Genomic DNA, 14,331 nt, shown 5'->3' on the forward strand with positions numbered 1-14,331 from the left:
TTTTCCCAAACCCTGTCACAAATATCGTGTCGTCGATGTGCGCGCATAGCTTCTCCTGTCATGCAGGAAGAGGTGTTATCATACTATTCATAGTTTGATGACACTATCTAGCAGAAGCGGCATTTATTATAGGTGCACCCCTGCGTTGCTCGTGGCAGGAAGGCATAGGCCTCCTGTGGAGGCCGCATAGGCTGTTCGGTAAATTCCATGTGAAGTGTCCCCCCTTTTTCGTAAAATGCTGTTTGACACTTTTTTAGTAATTACTAAAAAAGTGTCAAGACCGCTTTCTTTTTTTGAACGGAGTGACGCCGGAAAGGCTACATTTCGTGGGAGCGTGGCGGCAGTATACGCACTGCGTGGGCGGCAACAGCCTCCAACTCGGATGGGAAAGGCCGCCTCTGGCTTGAATGGACAGACATTCAAGCAGGGCGCTGAGTGCTCCGGCCAAGGCGGAATATCTGTGTCCGGAGGGATTTGACCATCCTGGACGGCCTGCCGGAGTTTGCCGGCGAACATTTCCTTTGTGCTATTTCACAGAGCCAGCTTGCAGCAATGATAGGCTCCACACAACAGGGCAGGGCATCGTGTGGTTTTGCGCAATCCGATGGCCCTGATACTCGCATTTATGGAAGGGGCGGACAGCCATTCCTGAAAAGGCCGGAGTATTTTTTTGTGCGAAAATACCTTGAAAAGTGTGGGCAGGCTGTGCTGCAGGTGAGCGATTGCGGCAGTTTTTGGCTGGGTCTCCCCGTCTGCGGACAGCCTTTCAAATCGCTTCGCGGTATAGGCGGCGCAAACTCCGCGAAGCGGGACTTGCGCCGCTGTTTGGGCAATGCAAAAAGCCGGACTTCTCCGGCTTTTTGCATTGTTGTGGAGTCAGGCTACATGGCGGAGCCGGAGGCTGCGCGCTGCATTTTGACTTCGACCTTTTCGGTCAGGCTGGAATAGTATTCGCGCAGGATGACGAGCACTTCGTCACGGCCAAAGTGATCCGGCACTTCCGCGCCTTCGGAGAGCATCTTGCGCAGCTTGGTGCCGGACAGGATGACGCGGTCTTCCTTGCCGTGCGGGCAGGTGCGCATGCTGGCCATGCCGTCGCACTTGGTGCAGTAGAAGGTCCAGTCAATGTTCAGGGGCTGGCACAGCAGGCGCTTGCCTTCTTCGGCGGGGGTGGGAATCTTGCGGAAGATTTCCTGGGCTTCAAACATGCCGTAGAAGTCGCCCACACCGGCATGGTCACGGCCAACAATGAGGTTGTTGATGCCGTAGTTCTGGCGGAAGGTGGCGTGCAGCAGAGCTTCCCTGGGACCGGCGTAGCGCATGTCCAGAGGATATCCGGCCTGGATGATATGTTCTTTCACAAAGTACTTGTCCACCAGGGTGTCAATGCACTTCACGCGCACTTCGGCGGGGATGTCGCCGGGCTTGAGCGAACCCACCAGAGAGTGGATGACCACGCCGTCGCACACTTCCACGCCGATCTTGGCCAGATATTCGTGCGAGCGGTGCATGGGGTTGCGCAACTGCAGGGCGGCAACCTTCTGCCAGCCGCGTTCGTCCATTTTGGCACGCAGTTGGGCGGGGGTCATGTACACGCCGGGGAACTTGGTGGGGAATTCACCCTGGGAGAGCACTTTCACCGGACCGGCGATATTGTATTCCTGCTGGGCCAGAACCATTTTCACGCCGGGATGGTCTTCGGGGGCCACTTCCCAGAATTTTTCGGAGTCAGGGCCGGAACCCTTGAACACCAGTTCGCATTCCCATTTTTTGTCGGCCTCGGTCATTTCATAGATTTCTTCCAGCTTCATGGTGGCCATGACTTCGCCCTTGCGCACCAGGGCAACTTCTTCGCCCACCTTGAGGCTCTTGGCGTCAGCGGCAGAAACGTCCAGCGTGACCGGCAGGGGCCAGAAGGTTCCGCAGGTCAGGGTCATTTTTTCGCACACGCTCTTCCAGTCGGCTTTTTTCATGAAGCCGCTGAGGGGCGAAAAACCGCCAATGCCCATCATGATCAGGTCGCCCTTGGCGCGGGAAGAGATCTCGATCTGCTTCAGGCCTGCGGCTTTTTTCTTCTCGTCTTCCAAGGCTTTGCCTTCCAGAAGGCAACAGACCAGACCTTTGCCGCCGTGAGGCGCTACCAGTTTGGACATCGCGAAAACCTCCGTTTTTTGGGTTGTGGACTCCACCCCTGAGCTGCAGGGGGAGAGTGCTTTCTGTCCCATCTTGTGAATAATCGAACAAAAAGTCAACAGGTAAGAAAAACTTTCTGTGGTCTGACGCAAAAAAAATTCTGTTTCCGGCAGAGCGAATCAGGGGCATTATGTCTGTGCTGTCTTTTCCCGGCTCGGGCTTGTTCCAAAATACTGTCTGTATTCCCGGCTGAATTGTGACAGGTTTCCATACCCTACATGAAGGGCAATCTCGCTCACAGAAAGTTGCTGCTGTCTGATCAGGCGCCGGGCTTCTATCAGCTTGAGGGATTTTTGGTATTGCAGGGGGCTGAGCCCGGTAACTTTCCGAAATTGCCTGTAAAAAACGGACAGGCTCATGTGTGCGTTTTTCGCCATGTCCTCTATGCGCAGAGGTTCGGAAAAATGCTGTTTCAGATGTGAAATGGCTTGAGATATCCGTTGTTCATGACTTCCGAGGGAGAGCAGGCGCTGCAGTATATGCCCCGGAGAAGTTTTCAGCAGGCGATAATGCAATTCGTGTTTGATAAGAGGGGCGAGAACAGCAATGTCATCTTTTTTATCGCAGGCAAGGTTTATCAGCCTGTGCAGGGTGTCCAGAATGTCTTCATCCACAGTACCGACGGTAATCTCCATGCCTGATTCTTTTCTCTGCCAATTCGGGATAACTGGCATCAGTTGCAATAATATCGAGGCATCTAGATGCATCTGTATGCCAAGGCAAGGATTTTTTCTTGAAGCCCGAACTTCACCAACAAGAGGCATATCAACAAAATAACAAAGATATTGTCCATCCACATATTTTATATGATTTTTCCAACAATATACATGTTTTTCTCCTTGCAAGATGAAACAGACAGAAGGATTTTTGACATATACAACTCTGTCAATACAAGTATTGCATTGGTATAGAGTTATTCCTAGTTGAGAAAGGTGCACAGTTTGTTCTTTTTGTAAAACAGTCAGCATCCGGTCAGTCAGAGCGTGGAATTTGTCTTGCACCATATGATTTCAACTTCCAGGGGGAGGATATTGTCGCAAACAGCTTGAGAGAGCATAAGAAGTTCAATCAACATGCGCAACGGAGGCAGACGCCTCTCGAATTTATCGGGCGGGCTTCTGATCCAAAAAAGAGGAGAAAAAGGCAAGAGATTGGCAGGATTGTGGTATCAGTATCTGCTGCTGCCCATTATGTTGGGTGTGTTGGTTTCAAGAGCAACGGCTGGGATCAAATTGTCCATTGGTCAGTGCAGACCACGTATCGTGGAGTTCGGCAAGAAGCGGTATGCGGTGTTTGATTTTGGCTGTCTGCAAGAACGCCTTTCCGGTTTGATGGGCTTTCTGGCAGTCCGTCCGGAAAATGTGTTGTAAACACTCTCCCCTCTAAAGTTATGGAGAAAAACATGCAGCGTATTACACCGTTCGGCATGCGCACCGAGGCAATGGAAATTGTGCGGGGTGTTGACTTGAAGGGAAGGCGCGCCCTGATTACAGGAGCTGCCTCGGGTATCGGAATCGAAACGGCAAAGGCCTTGGCCTCCGCCGGAGCTGAGGTGGTTCTTGCCGTCCGCAATGTGGATGCCGGGCAAAAAGTCGCGGGCGAGCTTGTCAAGGCTACGGGCAACAAAGGCATTTCTGTCATGAGGCTCGATCTGGCTGACCAGAAAAGTGTGCGCTCTCTGGTTGTCTCTTGGCAGGGGCCTCTGCATATTCTGGTCAATAACGCGGGTGTCATGGCGAGCCCTGAAGCCAGAACTGCCGAAGGGTGGGAAAGCCAGTTTGCGACCAATCATCTCGGGCATTTTTCTCTGGCTCTGGGATTGTACCCGGCCCTGAAGCAGGAGGGTGCGCGCGTGGTATCACTCAGTTCCAGCGGGCATCACCTGAGTCCGGTTGTCTTTGAGGATATCCACTACACGATTCGCCCGTATGATCCTTGGGGAGCATACGGGCAGGCAAAAAGTGCCAATGCTCTGTTTGCTGTAGAGGCGGCCAGGCGCTGGGCTTCAGACGGTATTTTTGCCAATGCGGTGATGCCAGGAGCCATCAAGACAAATTTGCAGCGGTATAGTGGCGAATTGAAGTCCCCCGAGGCATACTGGAAAACGGCAGGGCAGGGAGCCGCAACCTCGGTTCTGGCTGCGGCATCGCCTTTGCTTGACGGGGTAAGCGGGCGCTACTTTGCCGACTGCAACGAGGCTGAGCCAATCACAAGGAGCAGCGGCAACCGCTTTGACGAAATGTCTTTGGTCGCGGCGTGGGCAACAGATCCGCTTCTCGCCGAACGGCTGTGGGATGTTTCGTTGGCTATGGTGGAAAAAAAGGCAGAATAACCGCAGTATTTTTTGGGTGGTGGCTCCAGCGACAGCATTTGTTTGGTGCTGTCGAAGTATGTGCAGCCATGCCATATTTACCAAAGATGATAAAAGCTGTTTTGGGGATTCTTTTTGGCTTGGCCGTCGTGGTGGCGGGCATTTTTTTCTGTTTGCAGTTGCCTGTTTTTGGGGGAAAACCCACAGGCAAACGTTTGGCACGTATCCAGCAATCGCCGAATTACCGTGACGGAAAATTTCAGAATCTTTCGGCCACCCCCCTGCTTACAGGACAGAAATCGGCTCTGCGCAGCACATTTGATTTTTTGTTTCACGGAAATACCAAGGTGCGTCCGTCCAAGCCTGTGCCCGTTGTCAAGACAGATCTATCCCGCTTGCCTGCGAACAGGAATTGGTATGTCTGGCTTGGGCATTCCTCATACATGCTGCATATTGACGGCAAACGTTTTCTGGTTGATCCCGTACTCGTTTCGGCAAATCCTTTTCCGTTTGGGGGAAAACCCTTTCCCGGAACCGACATATACCGGCCAGAAGATATTCCTGAAGTGGACTATGTTTTTATCAGCCATGATCATTATGACCATCTGGATCATGCCACCATGCAGGCGCTTCGTCAGCGTGTGGGGATGGTCATCACGGGTTTGGGAGTGGGGGCACATCTTGAGCGGTGGGGTTTTCCGGCCGACAAGATAGTGGAACTGGATTGGAACGAGCAAGTACAATTGGCGGAGAACGTTATGGTAACCGCGTTGCCTGCCCGCCACTCTTCCGGGCGCGCTCTCGTGCAAAAGGCAGACTCTCTGGGCTTCCTTCCTGCTGCAAACTCTTTCAGAGACTGTCTATATCGGAGGTGACAGCGGGTATGACGACTTTTTTGCGGAAATTGCCAAGAAGCATCCCCGCATCAGTCTGGCCGTTCTTGAAAACGGACAGTACGATGAAGACTGGGCCAATATCCACCTTTTTCCGGATCAACTGATTCGTGCAGTCAAAGACCTCCATCCGCACACTGTCGTGTCTGTCCATAACAGCAAATACGCACTCGCCAAGCATGACTGGAATGAGCCGATACAGCTGTTGGTGAACAATGCGGCCAGAGAGGGGATCCGCCTTTCTGTACCCAGAATCGGCGAAGTATGGGATCTGCATGAAAAGCCTGTTCTGCTGGACCCCTGGTGGCAATAGAACCCAAGTTCTGACCTGTGGCAGAAAAGGAGTAGTTTGAAGGTGCCTTGCGGGGAAGTTTCTTCGCTCTTGCATGGAGGCTTCCGTCAGATGTGTCGCCCTGTGCCGTGGCGCGGAACAATATGAAAGAGCGATAAGGCGTCATGCTCCGCTGCCTGTCGCCCCCCTCTTTTTTTTGGATTTTCTTTTTCCTTCACAACCCTGTTGCGCCTCCACGATGCCCGCCGCCAGAATGCGCCCCTGCCGGTCATACACGGCGGCCACCTGCCCCGGCGCGCCCGGAAAGCGCGGCTCATCAAAGGTGATGCGCAGGCGGCTGTCTGCCGTCAGACTTACGCGGGCCGGTACAGGCTGCTGGCGGTGGCGCAGGCGCACCAGCAGTTCCGGAGGCCAGAGCCGGGCGGGCAGGGCCACATTGGCGGGCAGGGTCACGCAGCCCGTGCTGCCCAGCAGGGCGCGCGGCCCCACAACGAGAGCATTGGCTCCCACATCCTTGCCCAGCACAAAAAGAGGTTCGCTGTGGGCAATGCCCAGCCCCTTGCGCTGGCCTTCGGTATAGCGCCACAAGCCTTCGTGGCGGGCAATGGGATATGTATTTCCGGCGCTGTCGGCCAGAAGCACCGGGCCGGGGCCGGGGCGGGGAATGCCCGCAGTCTGCCAGCGCGCTTCCAGAAAGTTTTGGTACGCCCCGGGGCCTGCGCCCGGCGCAAAGCAAATGTCCTGGCTTTCCGGGAGCAGGGGAGCGGGCAGGCCCGCTCCGGCCACCAGCGCGCGGACCTCGTCCTTGCGCAGTTCTTCCAGAGGAAAGAGCGCCCTGCGCAGGCGCTCTCCGGGAACCATGCTCAAAAAGTAGCTCTGGTCCTTGGCGGCGTCTCTGGCGGCGGCCAGCAGGGGGGGGGCGCCGTGCAGCGGATTTTCCGCCAGGCGCGCATAGTGCCCTGTGGCCAGATATTCCGCGCCCATATCCTGCGCGGCGTCCAGAAGAGCGCCCCACTTGACGGCGCGGTTGCACAGAATGCAGGGATTGGGGGTTTTCCCCTGGGCGTAGGCTGCGGCAAAGGGGGCCAGCACCTCTCGCTCGAAAACAGTGGTCATGTCCAGCACATGCAGGGGCACGTCCAGAGCGGCGCAGGCTTCGGCCAGCCCCGGCGGTGCGCCGGAGTCCGGCAAAAAAAGGGCATGCAGGGCCAGTATCCTGTAGCCGCGCTGCCGCAACAGCACAAGAGCGCAAAGGCTGTCAACCCCGCCGCTGACAGCCGCAGCAACAACAGGCTTGTGGCGGGAGGCGTTCATGCTCTGCGCATCGGCGGATATTGGCCGTTTTTACAGGATCTGGTTGAGGAACTGGCGCAGCCTGGGGTGGCGCGGCGCGGTAAAGAGGGTTTCCGGGCGGCCCATTTCCACAATCTGCCCCTGATCCATGAAGATCAGGCGGTCGGCCACCGTGCGGGCAAAGCCCATCTCGTGGGTCACGCAGACCATGGTCATGCCTTCTTCGGCCAGATTGACCATGACATCCAGCACCTCGCCGACCATTTCCGGGTCCAGGGCGGAGGTGGGCTCGTCAAAAAGCATGATGGAGGGCTGCATGGCCAGCGCGCGGGCAATAGCCACACGCTGCTGCTGCCCGCCCGAAAGCATGGCCGGGTACACATTGGCCTTTTCGCTGATGCCCACTTTTTTCAGCAGGGTCAGGGCCTGACTGTCGGCCTCTTCGCGCGACAGTTTGCGCAAGTGGCGGGGAGCCAGGGTCAGGTTTTCCAGTACGGTCTTGTGGGGGAACAGGTTGAACTGTTGGAAAACCATGCCCACATTCTGGCGCATCTCGTTGATATTGTTGTCATCAGAGTGGATGTCCCTGCCCAGAACCATGATACGCCCCTGGTCAATTTCTTCCAGGCGGTTGATGGAGCGCAACAGGGTGGACTTGCCCGATCCGGAAGGGCCAATGATGACCACCCGCTCTCCGGGGGAGATGTCCAGGCTTACATCCTGCAGAGCGGGGAGCGATCCGAAGTACTTCCAGACATTGCTGATGGAGATGATGGGGGAGTTATTTTCCGTCATAATAGTTCAGTCTGGCTTCCATGATGCTCACGGCCTTGGAGAGCAGGAGGGTGATGATGAGATAAAGAAGCGCCACTGTGGTGTAGGTTTCAAAATACAGGTAGGTGGTGCCCACAAAACTGCGCGCGCGCTGCATGATGTCGGGTACGGCCATGATGGACACCAGGGAGGTGTCCTTGAGCATGGCAATACATTCGTTGCCCACGGGCGGCAGGATGGTGCGCATGGCCTGGGGCAGCACCACATGCCGCATGGTCTGGAAATTGTTGAAGCCCAGCGAGCGGGCAGCTTCGCTCTGGCCTTTGCCGATGGCCGTGATGCCCGCGCGGAACACCTCGCCCATATAGGCCCCGTAGCAGAAACTGATGGCCACCACCGCAGAGGTGATGCCGCCCACCTGCACAAAGCGGGACATGGCGTAATAAATGTAAAAAATCTGCACCAGCAGGGGGATGCCCCGGATCACTTCCACATAGGTGGAGGCAATGAGATTGATGACGCGGTTGCGGGAAATGCGTCCCAAGCCGGTGAGCAGCCCCAGAGGGACGGCACAGCAGATGGAAAGCAGGGTGATCTTGAAGGTGATCAGGATGCCGTCAGGCAGATAGAGCAGAATGCGCAGATACGGGTCGGGCCAGAGCAGGCAGAGGGTAAACAGGGCGGAAACGGCACCGATGAGAGCGATGGACCATGCGTTGATCAGCCGCCATTCGCGCGGATCAGGGATGGAGGCCCCGTCCGTGACCATGATGATATTGCCCTTGCTGCCGTCTTTTTGGTCGTGCATCGTTGTCCTTTGTGCCTGGATGTGGCCGCCGAAAAACGCGCTGGCGGCAAAAGGGGTGCAGGCTGGTGCGGGGAGCTTTCTGTTTTTTCCCGGCGGGTCTGCGCGGGCTGCGCAGACCCGCCGGGGATCGGGATATTTTTTCGCTGTGGCCGGGGCTACTTGCCAAGCCACTTTTCGGCAATCCGTTCAGCCTCGCCGGATTCCTTCACGGCCCGGATGCCCTTGTTCAGCTTTTCCACCAAGTCTTTGCGGCCCTTGCGCACGGTGAAGCCGTAGTATTCCTTTTCTTCGGTCTTGAACGAGATGTTCAGCTTTCCGGCGGTATCGGGCTTTTTGTTCACGTAGTACAGAGCCACGGGGGCATCGCAGATAACGGCGTCAATGCGCCCGCCCAGCATGTCCTGAACGGCCAGGCCCACGTCGTCGTATTCCTTGATGTCGGCGCCGGATTCGCTCTTGCGCAGCACAAAAATGCCGGTGGTGCCGATCTGGCCGCCCACCTTCTGCTCCTTGAGATCCTTGAGGCTGGTGATGGACTTGCCGATGGGCAGCACCACGGCCTGCACCACTTCATAGTAGGGATCGGAAAAGTCGAACTGCTGCTGACGCTCGGGGGTGATAGTCACCGAGGAGGACACGATGTCGTACTGCCCTGTGCCCACGCCGCCGAAGATGCCGTCCCATGCGATGTTGCGCACTTCCACCTCAAAGCCCGCGGCTTTGGCAACGGCGCGTACGAAGTCAAAAGAAAAGCCTTCGGGCTGCTTGTCGGCGCTGAGCATTTCCATGGGCGGCCAGGTGCAGTCGCCGGCCACAACGTATTTTTCGGCGGCCACGGCCTGTCCGCAAAGGAAGACACAGAGCGTCAGGACGAGAAACATGGAGCGGAACATGGAGCCTCCTTGGGGTAAAGTGCTGTTGCGTCCGGCGGCCTGCCCGCATGGCAGGCCGCACAGAAGAGTTTTGTGTTTAACGTTGGATGTGCCTTGCGTCAAGTTTCCCTGCTGGCGGAACCAGGGCGGACGCGCCCGTACAGGCGCCTTCCCGCATTCCTTGCCGGAGATTCTGGTGAAGCGCCTGCCGGACGGGGCTGTCAGTTGCCGTATATGCGGTCCTGATACTGCCGCAGCATGAACTCGCGCCCTCCCCTGAAGTTCAGGGTTCCGGAAAATTCGGCGAATTTCGCGGCCCAGGCCTTTTCAAGGCCGAGGGCCACGGCATAGGGCAATACTCTGGTGAATTCCTCCGGCGTGCGTTCCGGAGGGTTGAGCGTATTGAGCCGCGAGGCTTCGGCTGTGCCGATGTACATGGCAAAACCCCGGATTTTGTCCGTCAGTTCCGTGCATTCCTGGGTGGGCTGCTTCATGATGGGCACAAAGAGCGTCGGCAGCAGGAGCGAGGTCATGAGAGCGGCAAGCGTGGAGGGGGCGAGAGCTTGGCAAAAAGCCCAGGTCAGTCCCCCTGCGAAAAAATAGCCCGTCAGATACTGCAAGACCTTCAGAGCGGCGCGGAGCGCGGCGGCCAGGCTGCCCGTCCGCCAGCGCAGGAACGCAAAAAGCAGAATATATGCGGAAAGGCGCGGCCCCAACCAGGAGCGCATGAAGGCGTATCCGGGGTAGTCCTCAAACCCGAAGGCCACAAGAACCAGATCATAAAAAAGGATTGCGGGCGTCAGAAGGCAGAATGCGGAGAGCGCGGCAATGGTGGCGATGCCCATTTCCCGCCAGGTCATCCAGGTCTGGTGCAGCCTGCGCACAGTGAAGTGCCAGAGCACGGAGGTGCCGGAGGCGATACTCAGCACGACAAAAGCCATGGCGACATCGCCCGTGAAGCTGATCCAGAAAATGCCCAGAACCAGCATGGTCAGCCCATAGGCCGCCGCATGCATCTGCGCGACGGTGGCAAAGCGCAGACTCCACAATGAGCGAAACCGGGAGGCCAGGGCGGTGTAGGCCGCGGCGCGGGCGGCGGTGTATGTTCTGGCGGCATGATGGTCCAGTTGCAGGGCGTTTTTTCCGCCAGGAAACAGATGCTCCACGGCGGCCTGCTCGTCCGTGAGGAGGCCTGCCGGTTTTTTGTCTGTGCGCTCCAGAAGATAGGGGTCCTTGCGGGAACCCGAACCGCTGAGCCGGAGAGCCTTTTGCACGGCCAGGCTCATGATGACCGACGTAAAGCCCGCTGTGGTGAGGCTCGCCGCATGCATGATGTAGTTCACAGCGCCGGGGGACAGCAGGAAACCGTCCGCGAGCTTCGGGGGATGGAACAGGGGGATCACAAGGCCCCTGACGGGATCCCGGCCGAATTTGTACCAGAAGGCGAAACACAGGAGAGCGACAGCGGCTGCCGCGCACCAGAGAGCCAGAGAGAGTGTTCGCTGCATGTCCAGCGAGGCGTCGGGAGTCACAAATCCCCTGTCCCAGCGCACGCGAAACAGAAAATGCTCGCCGCGCTCCATCGGCTGTGTGCCGATGAACAGCGCCCGCCCCCTTTCTGACACCTTCTGGAGTACCGGCTTGTGCCCCACAGTTTCGTGCCCCAGACGGGACGACATCTCCCTGAAAGAAGCGCCTTCGGGCAGTTGCACGATGGCGACCACCGAGACGGGCTCCGGAGAATACTGCACTCCCCAGGCGAGAGAGTCGTGGTCTTCCCGGAAGAGGATATTGTCCCTGACGGTATAGTATACCCGGTAGGTGTGGGGGCCGGGACCCTGCGCGGTCAGAACCGCCGCGGTCTTGCCCTTGTGCTCGTGCGACTCTTTTCCGTCGATGGACGTTATGAAAATTTCCGCGGTCGGCTCCATGACAAAGGGGGAATGACTGGCGTAGAGCCTGCCCGGCGAAGGACCCCAGTCAAGGGTTTGGTGCGAAATTTTGTATTCCTCCATCGCGGTGATGGTGCCGTCTTTGTTCACAGAAAAAAAGATCGTCAATTTTGGGCCCGAGGCTGTCTTCCCCGCAGATCTCCGGGGACTTTCCTCCGCTGATGCCAAGGCGGGAAGAATCATGAGCGAAGCAAGCCCGAGTATGACAGGAAGCAGGAAAGCGGCAGCGGTTCTCATGGGTTTTTTCCGTCCGCCGGACGGGCGTTGCTTTTCGGCGCAGTCTTCTCTTCTGGCGGGGCGAGCCACGTCCGCAGGCAGTTTCCCAGTTCTTGCGGGTCAACGGGCTTTGTCAGGTGGGCGTTCATGCCCGCGGCCAAACTCTTGTCAATATCTTCCTGCAGCACATGGGCCGTCATGGCGATGACAGGCAGGGTATGCCCCTGCTTTCTGATCGCCTTAGCGGCGTCAAGTCCGTCCATGACAGGCATCTGGATATCCATGAATACGCAGGCGAAATCTTTGGTGGGCAGCAAATCCAAGGCTTCCTGACCGTTTTCCGCCAGTGTGACCTCGATTCCGTACTCCTCGAGAATTGCCTGTATCACTTCCTGATTGATGAGATTGTCCTCGGCCACCAGAATTTTTGTGCCGGAAAAGTCCGGTTTTTCCGGCGCTTCTTTTCCGGCGTCCGCTGCCCCGGCTGCGGGGTCGCCTTCGGGCAGGCTGAGGCGGAAGCTGAAGGTGCTGCCTTGGCCCAACGCGCTTTGCAGGCTGATCTTGCCGCCCATGCACTCCACCAGCAGTTTGGAAATCATCAGCCCCAGACCTGTGCCGCCGTATTTGCGCGTGGTGGAGGTATCGGCCTGTGCGAAGGGTTTGAAGAGATTGGCCGCCTGCTCCGGCGAAAGGCCGATGCCCGTGTCCCTGACTTCAAAGGCGATATGGCGCGCGTTTTCCGCTTCCGGCATGTCGCCCGGATCAGTGATGGTCAGGTGTACGGAGCCGTGCTCGGTGAATTTGATGGCGTTGGAGCAGAGGTTGAGCAGCACCTGGGTCAGGCGCAGGCGGTCGCCTGTCAGGAGGCGGTCTGCCAGTTGGGGAGCCAGAAGAACGCGAAATTCCAGTCCCTTGGTCACTGCCTGATGGGTGAGCATGTCGTGCAGGGATTGCGTGATTTCGCCGAGGGTAAAAGGCAGCTGTTCCAACTCCAGGCGGCCCTGCTCGATTTTGGAAAAATCAAGAATGTCGTTGATGACCCCGAGCAGAATGGAAGCCGAGGACTGCACCTTGCCCAGCAGTTCGTTCTGGCGGGGAGAAAGCGGGGTTTCCCGCATCAGATGGGTCAGCCCCAGAACGCCATTGAGAGGCGTGCGTATTTCGTGGCTCATGCGGGCCAGAAAGTCGCTTTTGGCCCTGGCGGCCTGCTCTGCCGCTTCCTTGGCCTGCATGAGCACGCTTTCTGTATGCTTTTGCTGGCGCAGATCGCGGATATAACTGAGCAGGCATTTCTCCCCTGACTGGGTGATGATGATGTGGGTGATTTCGCAGGGCAGTGTTTCCCGGGGAAAACGGCCAAGCGTGACCTCCTCGCGCCAGACGGCGGACATGGGGGCGGTAAAAAAATGGTTTGCCAGCGCGGCGAATGTTTCCTGCGGATACCATCCCGGTCCGGGCGTGTCGTCCGGCCCGAGACCCAGCAGGGAGCGTGCACCTTCGCTGACCATGAGAACGCGCTCGCAGGTCCAGAGCACATACCCGTCCAGCGAGGCGCGGAAAACCGCCTGGGTGACGATTTCCAGGTCGCGCTTGCGGGAGGCATCGGCCTTGAGCTTGTCGGTGTTGGCATAAAGCTCGCTCAGGTGGAGGCTGAAGGTGTCCAGCATCTGCGTGATGTCCACCAGTTCCCTGATATGCACGGCAATGGGGGGCATGGCGAGATCGCCGTTCCGGAGGGCGGCCAGCTTGTGCGAGGCCCAGCGGATGGGGCGGACAAGCAGCAGGTGGGCCAAAACGTGGTAGAGCAACAGAAAGACAGCAAGCACGGCCGCCAGAATCAGAAAAGAGCGCCATACGCTGTGGGCCTTGGCCGAAATGGACTCCAGAGCGCTGAACGTGGAGTCCGAAGTGACCATGGACACATGATCCCGTATTTCCCGCAGCGCCAGATCCGTTTCCTGCCACTGGGCGCGGGCGTCATTCTGCTGCACCTCAATACCGCGCAAAAGGGTCAGACGGCTGCTGTTGGCCTGCCGGAGCGCGGCAAGGCTCTCCGTGAAGAGCTGCGCATTGCGCCCGGAATGTTTTTTGCTTATGTCCCGCAGTTGCGCTTCTTCCGCTTCCACAAGCTCCGCTTCTTTTGCCGCCCTGAACTCCGCGGGGTTGATCCGGGCCAGCGAACGGCGCAGGATCCCTGTCAGGGCAAGGCTGTCCCCGTTTCCGGGAGTCAGCCGTATCAGGGCCATGAGAATTTCCTGCCGCCGCGCTTCCAGCAGTTCCAGTTCCCGCAGGCTGGCCTCGACCTTGTCCTTGCAGGCGTTCAGCGCCTGATTCTTTTTCGCGATCCGGCGCAGGGTGAGCTGGAAGTCGCTGTGGGCGTACAGCACCGATTCCGAAGTCAGGGCGTCCACTTCCACCCGCACGTTGCGGCGTTCTTTCCGGCTCGTGCTGGCGTAGGTCATGGCGACCAAGTGACGCAGGGCCTCAAGGTTGGAGAGGGTTTTCTGGGCTTCGGCAAAGTCGGGCAGCCATTTTGTGCGGCTCACCAGTGCCTCTTTCTCAATGGCAGCGATGTTGTTGAGGGTCTGCCTGCCCAAAAAAAATATTGCAAGGCACAGCAGTGCCAGCCCACAAAGCTGGAGCGTGTGGATGCTCCAGCACTTTGGGGGAGACGGCTGCGATTCGGGTACTGTGCGTGACATGCGGGGCCTGCGATGTGAGGGGTGC

The 14,331-nt window shown here is 57.7% G+C and carries 12 protein-coding genes; 4 read left to right on the plus strand and 8 right to left on the minus strand.

Features of this window, described 5'->3' with window-relative positions:
• Nucleotides 1–881: 881 nt before the first annotated feature.
• Together sat and EII23_RS07900 are read right to left on the minus strand one after the other, a co-directional pair.
• Nucleotides 882–2,153, minus strand: coding sequence for a sulfate adenylyltransferase (gene sat / locus EII23_RS07895; RefSeq protein ID WP_124792847.1), 1,272 nt, complete (start codon nt 2,151–2,153; stop codon nt 882–884).
• A 168-nt stretch (nt 2,154–2,321) separates the two neighbouring features.
• Nucleotides 2,322–3,197, minus strand: coding sequence for an AraC family transcriptional regulator (locus EII23_RS07900; protein ID WP_124792848.1), 876 nt, complete (start codon nt 3,195–3,197; stop codon nt 2,322–2,324).
• Between the two features lie 69 nt (nt 3,198–3,266).
• Here EII23_RS07900 and EII23_RS07905 point away from each other — a divergent pair, with 69 nt between their 5' ends.
• The 4 genes from EII23_RS07905 to EII23_RS13635 are packed head-to-tail and all read left to right on the plus strand — an operon-like array spanning nt 3,267 to nt 5,710.
• Complete coding sequence (locus tag EII23_RS07905; RefSeq protein ID WP_124792849.1) at nt 3,267–3,563, plus strand: hypothetical protein; 297 nt, start codon at nt 3,267–3,269, stop codon at nt 3,561–3,563.
• Nucleotides 3,564–3,595: 32 nt separating this feature from the next.
• Nucleotides 3,596–4,525 (plus strand): SDR family NAD(P)-dependent oxidoreductase, encoded by a 930-nt coding sequence (locus EII23_RS07910; RefSeq protein WP_124792850.1) that lies wholly within the window; start codon nt 3,596–3,598, stop codon nt 4,523–4,525.
• A gap of 38 nt (nt 4,526–4,563) precedes the next feature.
• Nucleotides 4,564–5,379: an MBL fold metallo-hydrolase gene (locus EII23_RS13155; protein ID WP_221620377.1), complete on the plus strand. Its 816-nt coding sequence runs from the start codon at nt 4,564–4,566 to the stop codon at nt 5,377–5,379.
• Nucleotides 5,369–5,710: an MBL fold metallo-hydrolase gene (locus EII23_RS13635; protein ID WP_409360232.1), complete on the plus strand. Its 342-nt coding sequence runs from the start codon at nt 5,369–5,371 to the stop codon at nt 5,708–5,710. Before EII23_RS13155 ends, EII23_RS13635 begins: the two co-directional genes overlap by 11 nt.
• A gap of 141 nt (nt 5,711–5,851) precedes the next feature.
• On the opposite strand, the gene EII23_RS07920 is transcribed toward EII23_RS13635, so the two are convergent.
• The 6 genes from EII23_RS07920 to EII23_RS07945 form a co-directional block, all read right to left on the minus strand.
• Entirely contained in the window at nt 5,852–7,003 is a 1,152-nt protein-coding gene (locus EII23_RS07920) for a tRNA-specific 2-thiouridylase (RefSeq protein ID WP_124792851.1), read from the minus strand.
• Nucleotides 7,004–7,033: 30 nt separating this feature from the next.
• Nucleotides 7,034–7,777 carry an amino acid ABC transporter ATP-binding protein gene (locus tag EII23_RS07925; RefSeq protein WP_124792852.1) on the minus strand — a complete coding sequence of 248 codons (744 nt, stop codon included), beginning with the start codon at nt 7,775–7,777 and terminating at the stop codon, nt 7,034–7,036.
• Nucleotides 7,764–8,564, minus strand: coding sequence for an amino acid ABC transporter permease (locus tag EII23_RS07930; protein ID WP_124792853.1), 801 nt, complete (start codon nt 8,562–8,564; stop codon nt 7,764–7,766). The genes EII23_RS07925 and EII23_RS07930 overlap by 14 nt, the downstream gene beginning before the upstream one ends.
• 155 nt (nt 8,565–8,719) lie before the next feature.
• Nucleotides 8,720–9,457: a basic amino acid ABC transporter substrate-binding protein gene (locus EII23_RS07935; protein WP_124792854.1), complete on the minus strand. Its 738-nt coding sequence runs from the start codon at nt 9,455–9,457 to the stop codon at nt 8,720–8,722.
• A gap of 200 nt (nt 9,458–9,657) precedes the next feature.
• Nucleotides 9,658–11,478 (minus strand): DUF2207 family protein, encoded by a 1,821-nt coding sequence (locus tag EII23_RS07940; RefSeq protein WP_185702337.1) that lies wholly within the window; start codon nt 11,476–11,478, stop codon nt 9,658–9,660.
• Nucleotides 11,479–11,621: 143 nt separating this feature from the next.
• A complete protein-coding gene (locus EII23_RS07945; protein WP_124792856.1) occupies nt 11,622–14,306 on the minus strand; it encodes a response regulator in 2,685 nt (894 codons plus the stop codon).
• Nucleotides 14,307–14,331 lie beyond the last annotated feature (25 nt).

This window comes from Desulfovibrio sp. OH1186_COT-070, from assembly GCF_003860215.1.
Classification (GTDB): Bacteria; Desulfobacterota; Desulfovibrionia; order Desulfovibrionales; family Desulfovibrionaceae; genus Desulfovibrio.

Coding starts and splice junctions, on each gene's coding strand:
- EII23_RS07925 (WP_124792852.1), bottom strand. CDS start 7,777: ATGACGGAAAATAACTCCCCCATCATCTCCATCAGCAATGTCTGGAAG.
- EII23_RS07935 (WP_124792854.1), bottom strand. CDS start 9,457: ATGTTCCGCTCCATGTTTCTCGTCCTGACGCTCTGTGTCTTCCTTTGC.
- sat (WP_124792847.1), bottom strand. CDS start 2,153: ATGTCCAAACTGGTAGCGCCTCACGGCGGCAAAGGTCTGGTCTGTTGC.
- EII23_RS07920 (WP_124792851.1), bottom strand. CDS start 7,003: ATGAACGCCTCCCGCCACAAGCCTGTTGTTGCTGCGGCTGTCAGCGGC.
- EII23_RS07905 (WP_124792849.1), top strand. CDS start 3,267: ATGCGCAACGGAGGCAGACGCCTCTCGAATTTATCGGGCGGGCTTCTG.
- EII23_RS07945 (WP_124792856.1), bottom strand. CDS start 14,306: ATGTCACGCACAGTACCCGAATCGCAGCCGTCTCCCCCAAAGTGCTGG.
- EII23_RS07900 (WP_124792848.1), bottom strand. CDS start 3,197: ATGGTGCAAGACAAATTCCACGCTCTGACTGACCGGATGCTGACTGTT.
- EII23_RS07910 (WP_124792850.1), top strand. CDS start 3,596: ATGCAGCGTATTACACCGTTCGGCATGCGCACCGAGGCAATGGAAATT.
- EII23_RS07930 (WP_124792853.1), bottom strand. CDS start 8,564: ATGCACGACCAAAAAGACGGCAGCAAGGGCAATATCATCATGGTCACG.